Genomic DNA, 22,857 nt, shown 5'->3' with positions numbered 1-22,857 from the left:
CACAAAAGGAGCGGATCCCATGACATTATCTCCAGACGAATTTCGGAAACGAATCAGAACAGGTATGCATACCGGACCGACATCCGGCTTCTGCAATGGCTTTGTCCAGGCGAATCTGGCCATCCTGCCGAAAGAGGATGCGTTTGAATTCCTGCTGTTCTGCCAGCGGAATCCGAAGGCGTGCCCGGTCATCGATGTAACGGACATCGGGTCACCGGTGCCGAAGCTGTCGGCATCAGGGGCGGATATTCGGACCGACCTGCCGAAATACCGGGTTTATCGGAATGGGGAGCTGGTTGACGAGCCGTCGGATCTGATGGATTACTGGCAGGAAAACCTGGTCGCTTTCCTGATCGGATGCAGCTTCACCTTTGAAGAGGCACTGATCCGGAATGGCATCCCGATGCGGCACAACGAAGAGGGCGTGAACGTGCCGATGTACCGAACCTCGCTTGAAACGGTGCCGGCCGGCAAGTTCTCCGGCCCGACTGTCGTCTCGATGCGGCCGATCCGCAATGAAGACGTAGTTCGCGCCGTCCAGGTGACGAGCCGCTTCCCGTCCGTTCATGGAGCTCCGGTCCATATCGGGAAACCCGAAGAAATCGGCATCCGCAATTTGTCCCGGCCAGACTATGGTGATTCCGTCACCGTCCGGGATGGAGAAACACCGGTGTTCTGGGCGTGCGGCGTCACCCCGCAGGCTGTCGCGATGCATACGAAGCCCGGACTCATGATCACCCATGCGCCGGGGCATATGTTCGTAACGGACCTGAAGACGGAGCGGCTCGGTGTCATCTAAGGCCGTCGATCGCTGCCGGTTGTTGAAAAAGGACAGTGCGTGTAAATGGCGGTGCCTTGAAAGAGGCGGGGAAATCTGACAAACCATGTACAAGATTTCTGAGTCCGCCATTCGGACAAACCCCTGAAAACGGCCAATTCATTATGTATATTCACCGAAAAGAGGAATCCGGTATCGTACCGGATTCCTCTCTTGCTTTGGTGGGAGCTGATCCCCGCACCTATGAAATGTACCCCCGTAAGGCTGAAAAAACTAGTTGACAAAGGCAACTAGATTCAATAAGCTTATAACAATTCAGAAAAAGAGGGATATTCCGAATGGAAAGTCATGTAGAAGAAATCAAACATTTTAATCGCTTTTACACAAACGTCATGGGGATTTTGAATCTGTATAACGACGAAGTGAACTACTCAGCCACCGAGGCCATGGTGCTGTACAAAATCAAAAACACCGAAGACTGCACCGCCGCCTATCTGTCAGAATCGTTTGGAATGGATAAAGGGTACATCAGCCGGATTCTGAAGCGCTTTGAAAAGGACCAATTGATCGACAAGACGCCTTCAGAACAGGACCGGCGGTTGCTATATATAAAGCTGACGAAAGAAGGCGGGGAGGTGCTGGATTATCTGGCCGGCCGTGCCAGCGACAGAGTCAGGGATCTAATCTCGGACTGTCCCGAAGAAGATGTGGAAGAATTAATCGGCTCCATGAAGCGCATTGAACAAATATTAAGGCCGACGATTACAAAAGGGGGAAATTGAGTTGAAAAAGGGGTATTTTTTGGCCGTCTTACTGGTGCTTTCCTTTGTATTGGCTGCTTGTACAGAAGGCACAGCTGGAGATTCGGAGTCAGCATCGGATGCAAAAGGTGAAGACGGAAAGCAGAAAGACAGCATCGTGATCGGATTTGAGTCCGATGCCGCAACACTCATTGCGAACTCTGATGTCAACTATGTCACGGATGCCCAAATCCGCAGTATTTATGATCCGTTGATCGATCGTGACGGGGATACAGGCGAATTTGTCCCGGTGCTTGCCGAAGAGTGGGAGAACATTGACGAGCTGACATGGCGTCTGAAACTGAAGGAAGGCGTCAAGTTCCATAATGGTTCGGATTTCAACGCGGAGGCAGCGAAATTCAGCATCGATTACATTTTGGATGACGCCAATCAATCTTTCTACAAATCCCGGTGGTCCGATATCAAGGAAGTCAAAGTGTTGTCCGACTATGAAGTGGAAATCATCACGTCCAAGCCCTTCCCGAGCCTGATCGAACGGATTGCGGATGACCTGCTGATCATGGACCCGGTCTACGTGAATGATGTGGGGACCGAGGAAGCTTCCAAAAAGCCGGTCGGGACCGGGCCTTACGAGTTCGTGGAGTGGTCGCGGGATAACTACCTGAAATTAAAGGCGTTTGAGGATTACTGGGCAGGCCCGGCAAAGATCAAAAATGTCGAGTTCCGCTATATTCCTGAGTTCAGCACGCGCCTGTCCGCATTTGTAAGCGGCGAAATCGATATGTTCAAAAACGTTCCGGTTGACTCCGTTGAGAAGATCGAGTCTGATGAGAACTCCAAGATTGCCGAAACCGCTTCGGCACGCATCAATTATCTGGCACTCAGCACATTTTCCGATGGTCCGATGAAAGATGTGAAAGTCCGCCAGGCCATGAACCATGCCATTGACGTGGATGAATTGCTGGAGGCCGTGCTGAACGGCCATGGAACAAAGCTCACAGGACCGCTTTCAAAGATCAACAGCGGCTATACAGAGACGGATGCCTATGAGTACGACCCTGAAAAAGCGAAGGAACTTCTGAAAGAAGCGGGTTACGATCCGGAGTCCATGGAGCTGACCCTGGATACACCGAATGGCCGATATCCGATGGATTCCCAGGTGGCCCAGGCGATTGCAGCACAGCTGCAGCGCATCGGCATCACAGTGAATGTACAAGTGAATGAATGGGGAGCGCATCTCGAAAAGGTCCGGAACCGTGAGATCAAGGATATGTTCATCCTCGGATGGGGCCCGGCATTCGATGCACAGTCCACAATTGAAAACCTCTTCACAGAAGCCGGCCCGTACAGCAGCTTCTCGGAACCAGGTCTTGAAAAGAAGATCTACGAAACCAATGAAATGTTCGACCAGGATGAGCGGTATGACGGCTATGCAGAGATCCAGAAGGCATTGGTCGAACAGGCAGCATGGGTGCCGCTCTGGCAGCAGAGTGACATGTATGCCGTGAGGAAAGACCTGGACTTCAAACCGAAAGTCGACGAAAAAATCCTTCCTTATGAAATGTCCTGGGAAAATTGATTAACCAAAGGGCCCGGCAATTTGAAACGAGTGATCGTTTCAAATTCACCAGGCCCTGTCATCTTGACTGACAGACTTAATATTTCGTAAGGGGGAATGAGACATGCTGGATTTTGTAATCAAGCGTGTCATCCAAGTCGGAATCGTCGTGCTGCTGGCACTGACAGTCGTCTTCTTTCTGATCCGGCTGTCCGGAGATCCGACGCCGCTATTCCTGCCTCCTGATGCACCGAGGGAGCAGATAGACGAGTACCGGAGCAAGCTTGGGTTTGACCGGCCGCTCCTCGTCCAATATGGCGAGTTTATGAAGAACGCGGTACAGGGTGACTTCGGCAACTCGCTGCGCAGCAAGGAAGATGCATTGGGAATGGTGTTGCAGCGATTGCCGGCCACGTTCCAGCTGGCCATCTCAGCCCTCGTCCTCTCCCTGCTGATCTCGATCCCGCTCGGAGTGTTGTCCGCGTTCAAACGAAATTCGATCTTTGACCGGATTGCAGTGGCACTTACAGTGATCGGTCAGGCGATTCCAAGTTTCTGGTTTGGCCTGCTGCTGATTTTCATTTTCGCCGCGCAGCTTAAAGTCCTTCCGTCGGGCGGGGGCGGTTCGATCGTCCATATGATCTTGCCGACGCTCACCCTGGCTGCCTACAGCATTGCAAGGTTCACCCGATTCACACGCTCCACCATGCTCGATGTGCTGAGAAAAGACTTTATCCGGACGGCGAAGGCATCGGGTGTACCGACACCCCGGCTCATCGCCAGGTACGCATTGAAGAACTCGCTCATTCCGATCATCACGCTGGTGGCACTGGACTTGGGGACATTGCTCGGCGGTGCGGTCATCACGGAAGTGGTCTTTTCCTGGCCGGGCATCGGCCGGCTGCTTCTTCAGTCATTGTTGAACCGAGATTTCCCGATCGTACTGGCGGGCGTGTTCATCATTGCACTGATCTATGCGGTGATTAATTTTGTTGCGGATCTGTTATATGCCTTTGTCAATCCGCAAATCCGTGTGAGGTAGGTGATTGTATGACGATCGAAATCCCTGAGCAGCCGGGCTCATCCCGGCCGGCTGTGACACCAGGAAAACAGTCAAAACTAGCTTTTCTCTGGTCATCCCTGCTGCATAGCTGGACCGGGATGACCGGGTTCATCATCATTCTGCTGCTGCTGTTCCTGAGTTTGTTCGGGCAGTGGATCGCTCCGTTTGATCCCATGCATGCCGAGTTCAGCAAAAAGCTGCTCCCGCCCATGACGGATGGACATCTGCTTGGAACCGATCAGCTGGGACGCGATATCCTCTCCAGGATGATTGCCGGTGCAAGAATTTCCGTCATCATCGGTGTCATGACGGTGCTCATCGCAGGAACGTTCGGAACCGTGGTCGGCATTGTATCCGGTTATTTCAGAGGCTGGCTGGATGTTGTCTTGATGAGGATTGTCGATGTCCAGCTCAGTTTTCCGTTCATCTTGCTCGTGCTGGTCATCAATGCCATCATCGGCACCGGCCTGAAAAATATCATCCTTTCATTGGCAATCGGCGGCTGGGTGATCTTTGCGCGGGTCGTCCGGAGTGAAGTGCTGGCGCTGAGAGAAAAAGAATTTATCACGGCATCTGTGGCCACCGGCGTGCCGAGGATCCAGATTTTGTTCAAGCATATCTTGCCCAATCTGTTCACTCCGATCATCATCCTGTCATCCTTGCAGATCGCCACTTACATCATTGCGGAAGCTTCGGTCAGTTTCCTCGGATTTGGCGTCCAGCCTCCGAACCCGGCATGGGGCAATATGCTGAGTGAAGGGAAAGATTACATTTTCAGCTCATGGTGGCTGATCACGTTCCCGGGTGTGGCGATTATGATCACTGCACTGGGTGTCAATTTCTTCGGGGACTGGCTGAGGGATACATTGGATCCGGAACTCAAGGGTGAATGACGGGGGGATTGAATGATGGAAAAGCCGTTATTGGAGATTCAAAATCTTCACGTGGAATTTAAAAGCGGGAAAGAGGTCGTTCGCCCGATCAGAGGGATCGATCTGAAAGTGAACAGGAGAGAAACCGTCGGGATCGTCGGTGAGTCTGGCTGCGGAAAAAGTGTCACCTCTCTGACCGTCATGGGGCTTTTGCCCGAAAAGACAGGGCGGATCGCGGATGGGAGCATTTTGTTTGATGGAACGGAATTGACCGCCCTCCCGGAAAAGGCATACAGAAAGATCCGGGGAAACGACATCTCCATGATTTTTCAGGAGCCGATGACCTCGCTGAACCCAGTGTTTACAATCGGTGAGCAGCTGAGCGAGCCGCTGAGGCAGCATCGGAAAATGGGGAAAAAAGAGATCCGTGAGACGATCATCTCCACATTGAAGCAGGTGGGCCTCCCTCGGGCGGAGCAGATCATCGATGAGTATCCTCACCAACTCTCAGGGGGAATGAGGCAGCGGGTGATGATATCACTGGCACTCCTTTGCCAGCCGAAGCTGATGATCGCCGACGAGCCGACCACTGCCCTGGATGTCACGATCCAGGCACAGATCCTGGAGCTGCTCAAGGCAATCCGGGGTTCCAATGACATGAGCCTCATGCTCATCACCCATGACCTTGGCGTCGTAGCGGAAATGTGTGATCGAGTGATCGTCATGTATGCTGGAGAAATCGTGGAAGAGGCAGGGGTGGAAGCCATCTTTGACCGGCCGCTTCATCCCTATACCCAGGGGCTGATGCAATCACTGCCTTCCAACAATGAACGGAAAGGGAAGTTGTTCTCGATCAAGGGACAAGTTCCGAAACCATCTGAGATCGGCAAGGGCTGTGCATTTGCAAACCGGTGTCCCCATGCTTTTGATCGTTGCTTTGCAGAGGCGCCGCCTGTGTTTTCCGAGGCGGGCCATCAGAGCAAGTGCTGGCTGCTGGATCCGGTTTCCAAGGAGGGAAGCAGGGATGAATCCTCAATTCCTATTAGAAGTTAATCACCTGAAGAAGTATTACGAAATCCCTCAGGGCATGTTCAAGGAGAAGATTGTCGTCCGGGCCGTTGATGACATCAGCTTTTCGATCAAGAAGGGCGAGACGTTCGCGCTTGTCGGGGAGTCAGGATGCGGCAAATCAACAACCGGAAGAACGATTCTGAGATTGACGGAACCGACTGATGGGGAAGTACGGTTTGACGGCGAAGACATCCGCTCTCTCTCCTATGAGAAAATGCGTTTGCTGAGAAGCCGGATGCAGATGGTGTTCCAGGATCCTTATGCATCCTTGAACCCGAAGAAAACGATCCGTGAAATCCTGATGGAACCGCTTCGGGTCCACAACAAGTATGAGAAAAAAGAGCGGATGGACAAGATCAGGAAAATCCTTGAGATCGTCGGGTTATCGGATCACCATCTTGACAGATATCCGCATGAGTTCTCTGGCGGCCAGCGCCAGCGGATCGGCATTGCGCGTGCAGTCGTGCTGCAGCCTGATTTCATCATTGCGGATGAACCGGTCTCCGCACTGGACGTATCGGTCCAGTCCCAGGTCATCAACTTGATGCTTGAGCTACAAAAAGAATTCGGGCTCACATATTTATTCATCTCCCACGACTTGAGTGTGATTCGCCATATGACGGATCGGATGGCCGTCATGTACCTGGGGAAAATCATTGAAGTCGGAAACACGGATGATGTGTTCGAAAATCCCAAGCATCCGTATACACAGGCACTCATCTCCGCCATTCCCGCCAATCATCCAAGGGAGAGCAAGGACCGGATTGTGTTGGAGGGGGACGTTCCAAGCCCGGCCAATCCGCCAAGCGGTTGCGCATTCCACCCGCGTTGCCCGGCAGCCATGGAAATCTGCAGCCGCCGGGTACCGGAAGAAACAGACTTTGGTTCAGGCCACACGGCTAAATGCCATTTATATCAAATGAACGAAAAACGAGAGGAGAAAGACGAGCATGCTGTTATCCATTCCTAAATCCGAATTTAAAGAGCGCCAGCAGAATTTTATCCGGGAGGCCTCTTCAAAAAAATGTGAAGCGTCCGTACTGTTTGCTGTTGCTGACATCTTCTATCTGACCGGTTTCCATTTCCATCCGACCGAGCGCCCAATCGGGATGTTCATTGATCCCCAGGAAAAGGTCCACCTGTTCCTGCCACAGCTTGAAACGGAGCACGCCGAAGAATATGCGGTGGTGGACTATGTCCATGATTATCCGGAATACCCGGGAATCAAGCACCCGATGGAGTATTTCAAAGAATTGCTCGTCGAATTCGGCTTTGAAAACAAATCGGTCGGTTATGACGCCATCGGTTACGGCTCTTCGATGGGTTACCGCGGACAGCCGCTGAATGAATTGATCAGTGCCGAGTGGGTCTCAGTGAAAGGGATTGTGGAAGAACTCCGTTTCATCAAGTCCGATCATGAGATCGAGTTGATCAAAGAATCATGCCGATGGGGCAATCTGGCCCATCGCCTGCTGCAAAAATATTCAAAGGCCGGCTACAGTGAAATCGAGGTGTCGGGGAAGGCATCCATGGAAGCCACGATGGCGATGATTGAAACGCTCGGGCCTGAATATAAGCCGCACGGCCAGACCGCATTTGCCACGTTCCGAGGACAGGTCGGTCCGGAGTCGGCGTTCCCGCATGCCGTCACGCAAAATATCATTCTCAAAAAAGGCGATACGCTTGTAACCGGGGCTGCGGCAAGTGTCTTCGGCTATACGAGCGAGCTTGAGCGGACGATGTTCGTCGAGGAGTACAACGCAGAGCAGGAGAAGCATTTTAATTACATGCTGGCAGCACAGGATATTGCCATCGCGGCGATCAAGCCAGGCGTCACCTATTCTGATGTCGAGAAAGAAGTCCAACGCTACTTCAAAGAGGAAGGCATTACAGGATTGACGAGACACCACACGGGCCACAATATCGGGATCCTCGGCCACGAAGCACCGTTCTTTGACCTCGGTGATCATACGGAGATCAAGCCGGGCATGGTCGTCACGGTGGAACCGGGTATTTACGTGCCGGGCCTCGGCGGATTCAGGCATTCGGACACCGTCCTTGTGACCGAAGACGGGAATGAAATGCTCACCTATTATCCGCGTGATCTCGAATCAATGATATGCTGACTGTCTCTGTGCATCCGGCCGTCCGGGTGCACCATTTTTTAGGGGGGAATCATGATGAAGGTATTTATCTCAGCTGATATTGAAGGGATCACAGGCGTTGCAACGATCAGGCAGCTGACGGTTCCGGGGGAATATAACCGGTTCAGAAAACTGATGACCGCCGAGGTCAATGCGGCCATCCGGGGGGCATTCAACGGAGGGGCCACCGAAGTGGTGGTGGCGGACGGACACGGGAATATGTCCAACATCCTCATAGAAGATCTGGACCCAAGAGCACGGCTCGTCTCAGGAAACAACCGGGTCATGTGCCAGCTGGAAGGGCTGGATGAATCCTTCGATGCCATCGCCTTCGTGGGACATCACGGAAGAGAAGGGGAGAGCCATGCCGTGATCTCCCACACGTTGGCCGGAATCTGCGTGAAAGAGATCAAAATAAACGGTGCAGTAGTCGGAGAAACTGAGATGAATGCAAGGGTAGCCGGCCATTTTGGGGTGCCGGCCGTGTTTATCAGCGGGGACGACCTGTATGTCCAAGAAGTGATGGAAACTCTTCCGAACGTCAAATCCGTCGTCACGAAATATGCCAAAGACCGGCTGGCTGCCGAACTGCTGTCTCCGGCGGTCGTCCAAAGTGAAATTGAAGAACAGATGGCAGCCGCGCTGCAAGAGATCGAGGCAGCGAGACCATGCGGGCACGAAGGACCGGTCACCTTTGAAATTGAATTCAAAGGACCCCAGCAGGCACATATGACGACCACTTTGCCGACGGTCGAGGCATTGAGCCCGACCCGGATCCGGTTTACCTGCAAGGACATGGTGAGTGCCTATAAGCATATGTGGGGGTGTGTCATCATCGCCATGGCAGCGACAAACGGGGTTTTGGGAGATGCGAATGCGTAATCCTGCTGCATAAACAGGGATCAATGAGAATGAAAAAAAGCAACGGCCGGCCATCAATAATCGATGGCGGCCGTTTGTTGTTCGTGCACAAATCAACCCGTCCAGGCTGAAACTTTGCGTGGGTAATGCCGTAAAGATGGATGAGGAGTTTTAAAGATTGGTTGTGGAAAATATGCTGATTCTATTGATCGCGGCGGCAGCGTGGATTGTCTGCATCGTTCCGATTTATGCATTTATCCGTTATACAAATAAACGGGAGACAGATGAAGAGCGGATGTCCGCTGGCATGACGATTGCGGTTTCCGTGCTGATTGCCCTGTTCCCCGCGGGGGTCCTGGCGGCCATGCTGCTGGCTGTGATGGGTTCCGTCCATACGCTCGGTCTGCTGTTTGACATCGACCTGAGCGGTGGGGGCATCCTCTTGCTGGCTGTGACCATTTTCGTGTACTTGTTTACGCTGGATTCGGTTGTCGCGGCCGTACTCGGTGCAGTGGCGGGGGATGGGGTGGTTCAGACCTTGCTCCTTCTGGCAGTCCGAAGCCTGGCCGTCTTCTCAATCTGCCGCCTTTTCGAAGTGGGGGAAAGAGGGAGTCTCATCCTTGGCGTAGGAGTGGCGGCAATCATCTGGGCCTTTGAATGGCTGATCGAGACGAAGGAAAAGAGAGAAGCAGTTAAGGAATGAATGGTGAAGAAGGCGGATTCCGGACGGCCGGGATCCGCCTTTTAATTTGTCCGCGGGAGGTTTCGAGATTTGTATGTATCATCTTTTGATATATCTATGGACAGGGTCTGCCGGCCATGTTATATTGCTTCTAGATATATCATTTAACGATATAGTGACGGGAGTAGATCGGTTGAGCAAAAACGAGCAGTTGACGGATTCAATGTTCTATATCATGGCTGCCCTCACCCGGCCGCGGCACGGTTATGGCGTCATGAGCCAAATCGAGGAGACTTCAAACGGGGCCGTGGTCATCGGCCCGGCATCGATGTATACAATCATCAAGAAGCTGTTGAAGAATGAGTGGATCTATCTGTACGACGATTCGGATTCCCGGCGAAAGACCTATCTGCTGACGGAAAAGGGAAGAGAAGTGCTGGATGGGGACCTGCAGGTGAGGAAACTGATGATCAAACTGGCAGAGGCCGGACTTAAGGAGGCGGAAGAATGAAGAAGACCAAATATATCACTTCAGGCGGTCTGGCTTTCTCGGAGAAAGAGGACATGGACAAGCTGCAGCGTTATTCCAATGAAGGCTGGCATGTGAAGGGTTTCAAGCTCATGGGCTACACACTCGAGAAGGGCCACCGTTCCGACTATATTTACAGTATCGATTACCGGTCTTTGGCGGAGGGCGATGAGGATGAATACATGGACGTATTTGCTTCGGCCGGATGGACGCATATCGCATCTTCTGCGGACATCCACTTGTTCCGGGCACAAGCCGGAACGGAACCGATCTATACCGACCGGGACACGACGGTCGAGAAGTATCGGAACTCTGCGGTTTCTGTCGGGAAAGCGGCGGTTCCGCTCGTGCTGTTGACGGTGCTTGCATGGATCGGGGCCGTCATGAGCACCGGGATGTTCAATGTTCTTACCATAGCTGCGGTGATCCTCACCGCATGTGCCGTACCGACCGCCTGGACTGCCCTCACGGCATATCAAAACAAGTGGAAAGCGGAAGGGAAAAAGAAGACGGCCAATCTGGCAATGGCACTGCCATTCCTGATTCTTCTGCTGGGCATCGCAGCATTCGTATGGAACAGCGACAGCACGGGAGGGGCCATCAGGATGCTGACCGCCATGCTGATCGGGGCCATCGCTTTTCCGGCTGTTGTCTGGGCGGTCATGACACTTTCTCAAAGCATCCGGGTCAAACAACATTAACTGGACCAGCCGGTCTGCCGAGTTGAGAGGCAGACCGGTTTTCTTTGCGGATTTACCTGTAAATGAACCGAACGCACTGGGTCGCAGGGTTGCGCAGAAACCGCTTCTCACCGAAGATAGAAGAGACAGAAAAGGAGGGACCGATATGGCCGGCCGACAGGATTTCACGCAGGGCCCGCCCGGAAGACAATTGTTCGCATTCGCCTGGCCGATTTTGCTCGCAAACTTTCTGCAGGTGTCCTATCAGTTGATCGACAGCCTTTGGGTCGGGAACTTGATCGGGGCCGATGCGCTCGGAGCGGTGTCCCTGTCTTCGACGGTGCTGTTTACGGTGCTGTCGTTCGTCATCGGGCTGAACAATGCGGCACTGACCATTCTGTCCCAGCAGACGGGCCGGAAGAGCGAGACGGGGATGAAGCGCTATCTCAACGCGTTCGTCGTGCTCATGTCCGCGATGGCGGCCGGACTCGGACTGATTGGATTTGCGGCAGCGGTGCCGGTCCTCCGGCTGCTCGGAACGCCGGATGGCATGATGCCGCTTGCCGCAAGCTACTTGAAGATCAACTTCATCGGCATGCTGTTCCTTTTCGGATACAATTTCATCACGACGGTTCTCCGGTCGGTCGGAGATTCAAAGTCACCGCTTTATTTTGTGACGGCGGCGGTTGTCCTGAACACGGTGCTCGACCCGGTCTTCATCCGCGTATTCGACTGGGGAATCGAGGGGGCTGCCTATGCGACGATCGTTTCGCAGGGCGGCGCATTCGTGATCGGGCTCCTCTACACCTTGAAGAAGAGACTCGTCCCGTTTGAGAGACCGTCCATTCCGTCACTCCGGGAAGTGAAAGATATCCTGAAGCTCGGCATCCCTGCCGGACTCCAGATGAGCGTCATTTCAGCAGGAATCATGGCGATCATGAGTGTCGTCGCCTCGTTCGGCCCTGCCGCCGTAGCAGGATACGGTGCGGCACAGCGGCTCGACAGCCTCATCATGCTGCCGGCCCAGGCGCTCGGCACCGCCGTCAACTCGATGGCCGGGCAAAACATCGGAGCAGGAAATTGGGACCGGGTAGGCCGCATCACGAAGTACGGCCTCGTTTATAACTTTGTCGCGATGCTCATTCTGGCCGCGGTCCTGTTCCTGCTGGCGGACTTCAGTATCCGGTTGTTCACCGGAGACCGGGAAGCCGTCGGGTTCGGGGCGGACTATCTGAAGATGATCGCCTTCTTCTATCCGTTCCTCGGGATCAATTTCATCCTGAACGGCACGGTGCGGGCGGCCGGCGCGATGTTCCAGGTGCTCGTGCTCAACATCATCTCATTCTGGGTGCTCCGCTACCCGTTCACCTGGCTGCTGGCCGGATGGTTCGGTGAAAAAGGCATTGCGCTTGGCATGGGGGCAAGTTTTGTAATCAGCAGCCTCACCGCCATCCTTTATTACCGGTACGGCGGCTGGCGCAGCATCCAGGCAATCAGTGAGGAGGAAAATAAATGAAAGCAGACAGCATCATCTTTGACCTCGACGGCACGCTCTGGGACTCCCGGAAAGCTGTTGCCGAATCGTGGACGAAAGTGATCAGCGAAACGCCGGGAGTGGAAGGCCGCGTCACAGAAGACGACTTAACGAAGACGATGGGCCTTCTACTTGAGGAAATCGGGGAAATTCTGTTTGAAGACATGGAAAAAGAGAAACGGGCCGCCTTGATGGAGACGTGCTGCGTTTATGAAAATGAATGGATCGGCCGGGTGGGCGGAGTGCTGTATCCCCGTCTTGAAGAGGTTCTCAGGGAACTTTCGGAGCGATTCCGGCTCTTCATCGTCAGCAACTGCCAGGATGGCTATATCGAGGCGTTTTATCAAGCGCACGGCCTTGGCAGGTTTTTTGAGGACTATGAAAACCCCGGACGCACGGGATTGCCGAAGGGGGAGAACATCCGCCTCGTCATCGAGCGGAACGGGCTGAAGGCTCCTGTGTATGTAGGAGATACCGAAGGGGACCGGAAAGCGGCAAGACAGGCAGGCATTCCGTTCATCTGGGCCTCATACGGATTCGGGGACCCTCAAGAGTGGGACGAGAAGATCGGACGGATCGGGGAATTGCCGGAAATGCTGGAGGAAGTGTAGCAGGCGATCCCCAAAACGATGAGGCAATGTCCCCGGCTCAAGATTGATATCATTCCATGGACGAAAACTGTCCGGATTAGCGTCTGTCCTTGCGGGGGTATGGAAGCATGATGACACTTACACAGGAGGCCACCGAATGAACTTAAAGAGGAAAAATCAGATCAAGCCGCTTGCCGAGACGAAGCCGGTGAAACAAGTGCGGCAGATGAACCGGGGAATCCTGACGGCGTTCGGAGCGATCGGAATCGCACAGGCGCTGAAGATTTTCACGCATAAGGCAGTGACCGGGAAGTGGGACTGGCAGCAGGCGTTCACGACAGGGGGCATGCCGAGCTCGCACTCTGCCGGGGTGTCGGCGCTGGCAGCCTACGTTGCGGCCAATAAAGGTGCACGGCATACGGAGACGGCAATGGCGGTCGTATTCGGAACCATTGTCATGTATGACGCTCAGGGAATACGGCGCCATACCGGAGAAATTGCAAAACTCGTAAATGATCTGGAAGATAACTTTGTCAAACTGTCGGGCGAGTTCCCGAGCCTGGACTATGTGGAGCAGGAGAAAGAATTGAAGGAGCTCCTCGGCCATCAGCCGCTGGAGGTGCTGGTCGGCGGGCTGTTCGGTGCGGGTCTCGGCTATACGATGGCGAAAATCGAGAACCGGGAACGTGAGATCGAGCATGCACGCGGCCGCAGGACGGATTATTTGGACTGACGGTCATTTCTCTGCAGCCTTTGTTTCCTCTCCAAGGGACGTCCGGCACCACTCGTATCGTTCGGATCCCGGCGGGCATACTTCCGTGTATGCACGATGAATGACAGAGGAGCTGACTGACCGTGATAAAGATCAAGGCTGCCGTCACACAGGGACAGGGAGAACCGTTCAAGATCGAGGAAGTGGAACTGGAAGGTCCAAAATCGGATGAAGTGCTCGTCAAGATCGTGGCAACGGGTGTCTGCCATACAGATGCAGTGGCCCGTGATCAGGGAATCACGCCATATCCGGCTGTGCTCGGCCACGAAGGGGCAGGAATCGTCGAGCAGGTCGGCGACAGCGTCGAGACGGTAAAACCCGGAGACCATGTGGTCCTGTCCTTTGCATATTGCGGACATTGTGAAAATTGTCTCACCGGTCATCCGGCGTACTGTATGGTATTCAATGAACTGAACTTCGGAGGGCGCATGAGGGACAATTCCCACCGGCTCAGCAGGCAGGGCGAAAAGCTGTCGACGTTTTTCGGCCAGTCGTCATTCGGTACGTATGCGGTGGCCAATGAGCGGAGCGTCGTCAAGGTGGATCCGGAGGCGGACCTCGCTCTCCTGGGTCCGCTGGGATGCGGTATCCAGACCGGGAGCGGGACGGTCCTGAATGCATTGAAGCCGGAGTTCGGCTCATCAATCGCCATCTTCGGAGCAGGTGCGGTCGGGCTCAGTGCCATCATGGCCGCTGCGATCACCGAATGCCGGTATATCATCGCAGTGGATATCCACGACAGCCGGCTCGAACTCGCAAAGGAGCTCGGTGCGACCCATGTGATCAATGGCCGGAAAGAAGATGTAATCGAGGCGATCAGGGGGATCACCCGCGGCGGAACCCGTTACGCCCTGGATACCACAGGTGTCCCTCCGGTCATCCTGCAGGCTTTGCGATCGCTTAAGCCGCTGGGCAGGCTGGCCGTGGTCGGAGTCACGCCCGATCTCACGCTGAATGTCCACGAGGACCTGATGGCGGAAGGAAAGACGATGACGGGCGTGATCGAAGGGGATGCAGTCCCGCAGATCTTCATTCCCCAGCTTGTGGAATACTATAGGGACGGCAGGTTCCCCTTTGACAAGCTGGTGAAGTTCTATGATTTTGAAGACATCAATCAGGGCTTTGAAGACTCCAAGCAGGGACATGCCATCAAGCCGATCCTGAAGTTCCCGTCCTGACAGTCCAACCGTACCGAGAGCGGATCAGACCCGTTTCCGGTACGGTTCATTTTTGTCAAAACACAGTGTTCATGGGATTGGGGATGGGATACAATGGGCTTATCCATACATAGCATAGGTTAAAACGGTTGGATGGGGAGGGGGTGAAATTCATGCAACAGTCTTCATTCAGTGAAGAGGCGATCGCGCAAAAAGGGATACAGAGGATTGCGACCTGGGGCAAGGTAATGGGAATCATCATGATGATCGGCGGCGCACTTTCTGCGATCGGCGGGCTGTTCTATTTTATCGTCGGTGCCATTCCGGGCGCACTATCCGTTTTCCTCGGCTGGCTCGTTTACAAAACAGGCGATGCGGCAACAGCGATCCGACGGAGCGGAGATACACGGGCACTGGGCGATCTTCTTCATAATTACGGACTTTATCTGTTCATCAGCTTCATCATGCTCGTTGTCACGGTAGTGGGCTCTCTCCTCCTTTTCATGATCCTGGGCGTCTTCATCTTTTCAAGCTTTAATAACGGTTTTTGATCGTCATGCGCAACCCGTCCGTGCGGGTTGTTTTTTATTTGTCATAAATAATTATCTGAAAGTTGGCAAGATAATTGCAAGACATTAAGACAACAAAGAGGGAGGGGAAGTTTTGAAGAACAACAAGATGTTTTCCACGGTGGATGTCCATGTGGCAGGGGAGCCACTGAGGATCATTACGGATGGCTTGCCGGATATTAAAGGAGATACCCAGCTTGAACGACGTGCGTATTGCATCGAGCATCTCGACAACATCCGAAAAACCCTCATGTTGGAACCGCGGGGACATCACGGTATGTATGGATGCATTATTACCCCGCCGGCCGAAGAGGGTTCGGACTTTGGGGTACTGTTCATGCACAACGAAGGTTGGAGTACGATGTGTGGCCATGGCATCATTGGCGTCGTGACGATGGGCATCGAGACCGGACGCTTTGAAATGATCAGTAAAAGTCGAAAGTTCGTCATCGATAGCCCTGCCGGACGGGTGGTCGCGCGTGCAGAGTTTGACAGTACAAATGTGCGGTCTGTGTCATTTGAGAACGTACCCTCGTTTGTTCTTGAAAAGGAACTTATGCTGGAAGTTGATGGCCGTTCGTTGAATGTAGACATATCTTTCGGAGGTGCGTTCTACGTCATTCTCGACTCCGCGCAGCTTGGCTTGTCAGTTGAAAATGCAGATCTTCCAGAGCTACAGAAATGGGCGACAAAGATTAAGAAGGAAGCCGAGCGTACAGTCGATGTCGTGCATCCACTCGAGCCTGGGCTGAAGGGCATCTACGGTGTGATCTACTCTGACCAGCCGAAGAAAACAACATCCACCCTGCGAAATGTAACCGTATTTGCAGACGAGCAGATTGACCGTTCTCCGTGTGGAACCGGAACTTGCGCACGTCTCGCCAGCCTCCATTCGCACGGACAGCTTAAGGAAGGTGAAAGCTTTGTACACGAGAGCATTACGGACGGCCAGTTCAAGGGAGCGATACTGGCCCTTACTACCGTCGGCGAAAAAAATGGGGTGATTCCTGAAGTCACCGGAAACGGTTATCTGACAGGCATTCACAAGTTTTTATTGGACCCGGATGACGAGTTGCTGGAAGGGTTTTTGCTGGAGGAAGTGTAGAGGAAGAAGGTCAATTTCCATGAATTATGAATGTAAAATTTAATATACACGACTAAAGTTAAGTGTCAAAAAAACTAAACAGCATGGGGAGGGAACGTTTATGAAATGGAATCAGCGGATATTCGGTACGTCATTATTGGCAGGAATGCTGTTCCTTGCGGGATGTTATGGGGGCGGGGAAGCGGAAAAGGATGACAGCGTCAAGACGGGTGACGGAGCGGAAAGCAATGACAAAAAAGTCCTGTATCTTGCTGCAGGTGGTGAGATTCCTTCATTAAAAACAAACGGTCCAATGGATGGCTTATCTCAAACCATCTTACAAAACGTTATTGAAGGGCTATTCCGCTTGGATCAGAACGATCAGGTTGTTCCTGGTGTAATTGACGATTACAAAGTTAGCGATGACGGTCTGACTTACACATTTATGCTGAATGAGAAAGCTAAATGGAGCAATGGCGATCCCACAACAGCCAATGATTTCGTTTATGCCTGGAAGAAGTCTCTACATCCCGACACCATTGCACCACAGGCCTATCTTTATGGACCGATCAAAGGTGCCAATGAGATCCAAGATCCCGATTCTCCGTCATATGGAAAGGTTGAAGAATTGGGCGTTCAAGCGCTCGACGATCTTACGCTAGAAGTCCAGCTTGAGAATGCAGTTCCATATTTTACAGAGTTGCTGACCAATCCGGTCTTCTATCCTCAACAAGAGAAATTTGTTGAAGAGCAAGGAGACAAGTATGCACTTGAAGTTGACAACTTGATTTACAATGGACCCTTTGAGTTAACCGAGTGGGAACATGATTCCAAATGGACATTGGAGAAGAATGAAGATTACTGGGACGAAAAGAATGTGAGCTTGGATAAGATTGAATTCCGAGTAACCAAAGACACGGCGACCGAAGTCAATCTATACGAAACTGGAGACATTGATGTCGCTAATCTTTCATCTGAATTTATCGATGTTTACGAGGACAGTGATGAGTATAACACCTCGCTGAAATCAGAGGTGTATTTCCTGAGAATGAACCAGAAAAAAGATGAGCTGAAAAATGTGAATATCCGCAAGGCAATCGATATGGCATGGGACAAGGAACAAGCTTCCAAATCCATTCTGAAAAACGGTTCCATTCCCGCATACTTCCTTGTCTTTCCGGGGTTTGTGGAATTGCCTGATGGGGCGGACTTCCGGGATGCTAACGGTGATTTGAACAAAGGCACGGTAGAAGAGGCGCAGAAGCTTTGGCAAAAAGGGCTGAATGAGCTAGGGGTTCAGAAGTTGACGTTCGAGATGCTCAGCTACGATGATGAGCAGCGCAAGTCGGTTGCGGAATTCATGAAGAATCAGCTGGAGAAGAACCTGCCAGGCCTGACCATCAAGATCAATCAGCAGCCAAACAAACAGAAGCTGGAATTGGAGGCTAATCAGGACTATGACTTGAGCTATTCCGGCTGGCGTAATGATGTTGCTGATCCGGTGGAATTCCTCACTGTTTTCCAGTCGGATGGTGCCTACAACTGGCAGGACTTTAAAGATGATCGTTATGACGAAATTTTGAAGAAGGCACAGACGGACTTCACCGATGAAATGGGGCGCTACAAAGAGCTTCAGGAAGCGGAGAACATTCTAATCGGGGAAGAAGCCGCCATTTCTCCTCTATACCAGGCAGGCTCCGCCCGTCTGATCAAGCCGTATGTAAAAGGCTTGACAGCGCATGGAAACTCCACGTTCACCTACAAATGGACGACAATTGAAAAGTAATTCAGTACCGCCCAGCTCGTACTAATCAAAATAAACCTAACCATACAGACGGGAGGGTGAGAGAATATGAAGAAATACATTTTCAGCAGATTCGGATACATGTTGTTTACGTTTCTGTTGATCGCAACCTTCACCTTCTTTCTGATGCATACGCTTCCGGGATCACCATTCAATGATGAGCGGCTGTCGGCCGCGCAAAAGGCCATGATGGCCAAACGGTATGGATTGGACGAGCCGCTTGCCGTTCAGTATTTTAAATATCTCGGCAATCTACTCGCCGGCGATCTCGGCGTCAGTTTCCAGTTTGACGGCCGGTCGGTGACGAGCATCATTGGTGAACGGATAGGTGTGTCAGCAGTACTCGGTGCCCAGTCGTTGATCGCTGGGACGGTGCTGGGCTTATTGCTCGGCATCGTCGCGGCATTGAAGCATAACACGTTTCTCGATTACGGCTCCATGATCATTGCGGTTCTCGGGCTGTCGATACCGAACTTTGTGTTTGCCGGATTACTTCAATACTGGGTCGGCGTCCGCCTCCAGTGGCTGCCGGTCGCATTCTGGGAAGGGTTTGAATACTCCATTCTGCCGACTATTGCGCTGGCCGCATTTGTCGTGGCGACAATTGCCCGCTTCATGAGGAATGAAATGCTCGATGTGCTCGGCCATGATTACATCGTGACCGCCCGGGCAAAAGGAATTCGCGAGTCACTTCTGATCATCCGCCATGCGCTCCGCAACGCGATGATTCCGATCGTGACGATCCTGGGCCCGCTTGCGGTTTCACTGATGACCGGGACGCTTGTCGTCGAACAGATCTTCAGCATCCCGGGACTCGGAGAACAGTTCGTCAAGTCCATTCTGACCAACGACTATCCGGTGATCATGGGCGTCACGCTGTTCTACAGCTTTTTCTTTATCCTCATCGTGTTTGTTGTAGATATATTGTATGTCCTCATCGACCCGAGAATCCGTCTGACAGGAGGTGGAAGCCGTGCGAATGGATGAAGCAGAATTGCATGATGGTTTATTTGAACTGTCGGGAGAGGAAGGCCGCAAAAAGCAGGTACGGGCATCCGTTCCTACCACCTCATATTGGAAGGATTCCTGGGGACGGTTGCGGAAAAACAAAGGGGCATTCGCCGGGCTGATCATGATCGGGCTCATCCTGTTCCTGGCAGTGGCAGGCCCTTACATGAACTCGCACGGTTTTGATGATCAGAATCTGGAGCATGCCAACCTGCCTCCGAAGGTTCCAGGACTCGAGAAAATCTCCTGGCTCGGCATGAGTGGGGCGGACATCCGTGGCGTTGATCAGTATGAAGCGAAAGGCGTCGAGGGGTATTACTGGTTCGGGACGGACAGTCTCGGGCGGGATATCTGGACAAGGATCTGGGAAGGAACGAGGATTTCGCTATATATTGCGTTTCTTGCCGCGGCACTGGATCTGGTGATCGGCGTCGCCTATGGCAGCATCTCGGCTTATTACGGCGGCCGGGTGGACAATGTGATGCAGCGGATCATTGAAGTGCTGATCGGAATTCCGAGTCTCATTATCGTGATCCTGCTGATTCTTGTGTTGCAGCCGGGAATCGTTTCGATCACGCTCGCCATGGTGATCACCGGCTGGGTCAACATGGCCCGGATCGTCAGGGGGCAAGTGCTGAAGCTGAAAAATCAGGAATTCGTGCTGGCTTCCCGGACGCTCGGAGCGGGTGATGGCAGGCTCATGGGCGGCCATCTGATTCCGAATACGCTCGGACCGATCATCATCACAACCATGTTCACGATTCCGAGTGCCATCTTTACGGAAGCGTTCCTCAGCTTTATCGGACTCGGCCTTCAGCCGCCGATTGCTTCACTCGGAACGCTCGTCAATGACGGCTTCAAGATGATGAAGATCTATCCGCATCTGCTCATGTTCTCGTCGATCATCATCAGCCTGATCATGGTGAGCTTCAATCTGCTAGGGGACGGGCTGCGGGATTCGCTGGATCCGAAAATGCGCAAATAAGGAGGAGGACGATGGAAACCATTCTTTCAGTGAACAACTTGAACGTTTCATTTGATACGGATGCCGGAGAAGTTCAGGCGGTCCGTGGGGTGGAATTCGACCTCCGGCGCGGTGAAATCCTCGCGGTCGTCGGTGAGTCCGGATCCGGCAAGTCGGTCATGTCAAAGAGCCTGGCAGGGCTCGTGCCAAAACCCGCCGGGCGCGTAAAGGCCGGCAGTATTATTTATAAAGGCGAAGACATCACCAAGTTCAGCAAGAAGCGCATGCGGTCACTCCGCGGAGCGGAAATCTCCATCATCTTTCAGGATCCGATGACTTCGCTGAATCCGACGATGCCCGTGAAAAAGCAGATCATGGAAGGGATTCTGACTCATCAGAAGGTGTCCCGCAAAGAGGCGGAGGCGAAAATGCTTGAGCTCATGGAACTGGTCGGAATTCCGGACGCGCACGAGAGGGCGGGCCTTTATCCACACCAATTTTCAGGAGGCATGCAGCAGCGTGTGGTCATCGCGATGGCCCTTGCCTGCAACCCGGAAATCGTGATTGCGGATGAGCCGACGACCGCACTTGATGTTTCGGTCCAGGCTCAGATTCTGGATCTGATCAAAGATTTGCGCGACCGGACCGGTACTTCGTTTCTTTTCATCACGCATGATCTCGGCGTTGTGGCGGAAGTTGCAGACCGGGTGGCGGTCATGTATGCGGGGAAAATAGTGGAGATCGGCAAGACGGACGAAGTGTTTTACAATCCTCAGCACCCGTATACGAAAGGGCTTCTTGAGGCGATGCCGGATCTGAAACTCGGCAGCGATGAATTAAAGACGATTCCGGGCTCGCCGCCGAACCTCCTCTATCCGCCCAAAGGAGACGCCTTTGCGGAGCGCAATGAACATGCGTTGAAGATTGACTTCGAGCAGGCCCCGCCGATGTTCAAGGTGAGCGATACCCACTTCGCGGCGACATGGCTGCTGCATGATAAGGCCAAAAAGGTTGCCCTACGGATTGAACAGATGAAGATCAAAGAGGAGCTTCATGCATCAGCTGAGGAAGTCCCGGCTCTGGACCGGACGGAAAAGCTTCTTGAAATCCGTGATTTGAAGCAGCATTTCCAAATCAACAAAAAGCACACCGTGAAGGCGGTGGACGGCATTTCCCTGGATGTGTTCAAGGGAGAAACATTCGGGCTTGTCGGGGAATCGGGCTGCGGAAAGTCAACCACCGGCCGGACGATCATCGGACTTAATCCCCGGTACGGGGGAGAGGTCCGGTATATGGGAGAAGACGTGCGCTCCATGAAGCAGTCGGAGTTGAAGAAGAAAATCCAGATGGTCTTCCAGGATCCTTATTCTTCCCTCAATCCGCGCTGGACGGTCGCCGACATCATCGCCGAAGGAATGGATATCCACCGGCTCTATACCGACCGAAGGAAGCGAATGGAAAAAGTGCATCAACTGCTGGAAACGGTCGGTTTGGCGAAAGAGCACGCCAACCGCTATCCGCACGAATTCAGCGGCGGGCAGCGCCAGCGGATCGGCATCGCCAGGGCATTGGCCGTGGAGCCGGATTTAATCATCGCCGATGAACCGATCTCGGCGCTGGATGTGTCAATCCAGGCACAGGTCGTGAACTTGCTGAAAAAGCTGCAGAAGGAAAAAGGACTCACCTATATTTTCATCGCACACGATTTGTCGATGGTCCGCTATATCAGCGACCGGGTCGGTGTCATGTACAAGGGCCGTCTCGTGGAGGTGGCGGATAGCGACGAACTGTACGAAAACCCGCTGCACCCTTATACCCGGTCGCTCCTGTCGGCCATCCCGGTTGCCGATCCCCATGCCACCCGGTCAAGAGAGCGGATGGAGAAGGCGGAGTTCGTGCACTCGGAAGAAGATCGGTTCCGCGAAGTAACACCGGGCCATTGGCTTCTTTGTTCAGAGGAAGAGGCGTCCCGCCATGCTGCCGGAAACCTGGCCGGTGACCGCGTGTTGACGGAGGGGGAATTGGTATGAAGCGCTTGCTGCTCATGTGTTTTGTTCTTGCCGTGCTGCTCCTGGCAGCAGACGTTGTCTCGGGAGGGAAACTTGCGGATCCGCTATTCTTGTTCGGAGCCGGCCTGTTTTGGGTGGGAGGCGCCGTGCAGGTCGTCCGGTCAGGCGTGTTTGACGGATTTATCCGCGCGTTCAAATCATTCCGTCGCCAATCGTCAAAGGTGGAAGCCTATGTGTCCGGGATGACGGACGGGGAGGAAGCGGACGAACCGGCGAAGAAGAGCGATGCATTCAGGCTCGCAGTTGTTTTGGGGAGTTTGTTGATCTGCGGAACGGCCGTCAACGGATTTTATCTATATTAAATCAA

23 protein-coding genes are annotated in these 22,857 nt (G+C 53.1%); all 23 read left to right on the top strand.

The features are described from left to right. Nucleotides 1-19 precede the first annotated feature (19 nt). Nucleotides 20-799: a putative hydro-lyase gene (locus B0B07_RS04025; protein WP_076757058.1), complete on the top strand. Its 780-nt coding sequence runs from the start codon at nt 20-22 to the stop codon at nt 797-799. A 317-nt stretch (nt 800-1,116) separates the two neighbouring features. Continuing rightward, a complete protein-coding gene (locus B0B07_RS04020; protein ID WP_076757057.1) occupies nt 1,117-1,560 on the top strand; it encodes a MarR family winged helix-turn-helix transcriptional regulator in 444 nt (147 codons plus the stop codon). Nucleotide 1,561: 1 nt separating this feature from the next. After that, the gene (locus B0B07_RS04015) at nt 1,562-3,118 is read left to right on the top strand and encodes an ABC transporter substrate-binding protein (protein WP_076757056.1); all 1,557 of its coding nucleotides are present in this window, start codon (nt 1,562-1,564) and stop codon (nt 3,116-3,118) included. A 103-nt stretch (nt 3,119-3,221) separates the two neighbouring features. Beyond that, the gene (locus tag B0B07_RS04010; RefSeq protein WP_076757055.1) at nt 3,222-4,139 is read left to right on the top strand and encodes an ABC transporter permease; all 918 of its coding nucleotides are present in this window, start codon (nt 3,222-3,224) and stop codon (nt 4,137-4,139) included. An 8-nt stretch (nt 4,140-4,147) separates the two neighbouring features. Further along, nucleotides 4,148-5,053 (top strand): ABC transporter permease, encoded by a 906-nt coding sequence (locus B0B07_RS04005; RefSeq protein ID WP_076757054.1) that lies wholly within the window; start codon nt 4,148-4,150, stop codon nt 5,051-5,053. Nucleotides 5,054-5,068: 15 nt separating this feature from the next. Continuing rightward, nucleotides 5,069-6,085, top strand: coding sequence for an ABC transporter ATP-binding protein (locus tag B0B07_RS04000; protein WP_076757053.1), 1,017 nt, complete (start codon nt 5,069-5,071; stop codon nt 6,083-6,085). Continuing rightward, the gene (locus B0B07_RS03995; RefSeq protein WP_076757052.1) at nt 6,057-7,073 is read left to right on the top strand and encodes an ABC transporter ATP-binding protein; all 1,017 of its coding nucleotides are present in this window, start codon (nt 6,057-6,059) and stop codon (nt 7,071-7,073) included. The genes B0B07_RS04000 and B0B07_RS03995 overlap by 29 nt, the downstream gene beginning before the upstream one ends. After that, the gene (locus B0B07_RS03990; protein ID WP_076757051.1) at nt 7,054-8,229 is read left to right on the top strand and encodes a M24 family metallopeptidase; all 1,176 of its coding nucleotides are present in this window, start codon (nt 7,054-7,056) and stop codon (nt 8,227-8,229) included. The genes B0B07_RS03995 and B0B07_RS03990 overlap by 20 nt, the downstream gene beginning before the upstream one ends. 54 nt (nt 8,230-8,283) lie before the next feature. Further along, nucleotides 8,284-9,129, top strand: a complete 846-nt coding sequence (locus B0B07_RS03985; RefSeq protein ID WP_076757050.1) for a M55 family metallopeptidase — start codon at nt 8,284-8,286, stop codon at nt 9,127-9,129. A 157-nt stretch (nt 9,130-9,286) separates the two neighbouring features. Beyond that, on the top strand, nt 9,287-9,811 hold the full coding sequence (locus B0B07_RS03980) for a hypothetical protein (protein WP_076757049.1): 525 nt from the start codon (nt 9,287-9,289) through the stop codon (nt 9,809-9,811). A 172-nt stretch (nt 9,812-9,983) separates the two neighbouring features. Beyond that, nucleotides 9,984-10,301: a PadR family transcriptional regulator gene (locus B0B07_RS03975; protein WP_144264282.1), complete on the top strand. Its 318-nt coding sequence runs from the start codon at nt 9,984-9,986 to the stop codon at nt 10,299-10,301. Then, on the top strand, nt 10,298-11,020 hold the full coding sequence (locus B0B07_RS03970) for a DUF2812 domain-containing protein (RefSeq protein WP_076757048.1): 723 nt from the start codon (nt 10,298-10,300) through the stop codon (nt 11,018-11,020). Before B0B07_RS03975 ends, B0B07_RS03970 begins: the two co-directional genes overlap by 4 nt. A 145-nt stretch (nt 11,021-11,165) precedes the next feature. Then, nucleotides 11,166-12,515, top strand: a complete 1,350-nt coding sequence (locus tag B0B07_RS03965) for an MATE family efflux transporter (RefSeq protein WP_076757047.1) — start codon at nt 11,166-11,168, stop codon at nt 12,513-12,515. Beyond that, entirely contained in the window at nt 12,512-13,144 is a 633-nt protein-coding gene (locus tag B0B07_RS03960) for an HAD family hydrolase (RefSeq protein WP_076757046.1), read from the top strand. Before B0B07_RS03965 ends, B0B07_RS03960 begins: the two co-directional genes overlap by 4 nt. Before the next feature lie 196 nt (nt 13,145-13,340). Continuing rightward, a complete protein-coding gene (locus B0B07_RS03955) occupies nt 13,341-13,856 on the top strand; it encodes a divergent PAP2 family protein (RefSeq protein ID WP_076757500.1) in 516 nt (171 codons plus the stop codon). Nucleotides 13,857-13,981: 125 nt separating this feature from the next. Beyond that, the gene (locus tag B0B07_RS03950; RefSeq protein ID WP_076757499.1) at nt 13,982-15,073 is read left to right on the top strand and encodes an NAD(P)-dependent alcohol dehydrogenase; all 1,092 of its coding nucleotides are present in this window, start codon (nt 13,982-13,984) and stop codon (nt 15,071-15,073) included. A gap of 152 nt (nt 15,074-15,225) precedes the next feature. Continuing rightward, a complete protein-coding gene (locus B0B07_RS03945; RefSeq protein ID WP_076757045.1) occupies nt 15,226-15,603 on the top strand; it encodes a DUF5362 family protein in 378 nt (125 codons plus the stop codon). 112 nt (nt 15,604-15,715) lie between these two features. After that, nucleotides 15,716-16,726 (top strand): proline racemase family protein, encoded by a 1,011-nt coding sequence (locus B0B07_RS03940; RefSeq protein ID WP_076757044.1) that lies wholly within the window; start codon nt 15,716-15,718, stop codon nt 16,724-16,726. A 100-nt stretch (nt 16,727-16,826) separates the two neighbouring features. Continuing rightward, nucleotides 16,827-18,491, top strand: coding sequence for a peptide ABC transporter substrate-binding protein (locus B0B07_RS03935; protein WP_076757043.1), 1,665 nt, complete (start codon nt 16,827-16,829; stop codon nt 18,489-18,491). A gap of 66 nt (nt 18,492-18,557) precedes the next feature. Further along, the gene (gene opp3b, locus B0B07_RS03930) at nt 18,558-19,496 is read left to right on the top strand and encodes an oligopeptide ABC transporter permease (RefSeq protein ID WP_076757042.1); all 939 of its coding nucleotides are present in this window, start codon (nt 18,558-18,560) and stop codon (nt 19,494-19,496) included. Continuing rightward, nucleotides 19,483-20,502: an oligopeptide ABC transporter permease gene (gene opp3C, locus B0B07_RS03925; RefSeq protein ID WP_407643857.1), complete on the top strand. Its 1,020-nt coding sequence runs from the start codon at nt 19,483-19,485 to the stop codon at nt 20,500-20,502. Before opp3b ends, opp3C begins: the two co-directional genes overlap by 14 nt. A gap of 11 nt (nt 20,503-20,513) precedes the next feature. Then, nucleotides 20,514-22,511 carry an ABC transporter ATP-binding protein gene (locus tag B0B07_RS15535; RefSeq protein WP_076757040.1) on the top strand — a complete coding sequence of 666 codons (1,998 nt, stop codon included), beginning with the start codon at nt 20,514-20,516 and terminating at the stop codon, nt 22,509-22,511. Further along, nucleotides 22,508-22,852: a DUF3899 domain-containing protein gene (locus B0B07_RS03915; protein WP_076757039.1), complete on the top strand. Its 345-nt coding sequence runs from the start codon at nt 22,508-22,510 to the stop codon at nt 22,850-22,852. The genes B0B07_RS15535 and B0B07_RS03915 overlap by 4 nt, the downstream gene beginning before the upstream one ends. Nucleotides 22,853-22,857: the final 5 nt, after the last annotated feature.

Source organism: Edaphobacillus lindanitolerans, assembly GCF_900156305.1.
Taxonomy (GTDB): domain Bacteria; phylum Bacillota; class Bacilli; order Bacillales_A; family Planococcaceae; genus Bhargavaea; species Bhargavaea lindanitolerans.
This window is presented reverse-complemented; position numbering and strand designations above follow the sequence as displayed.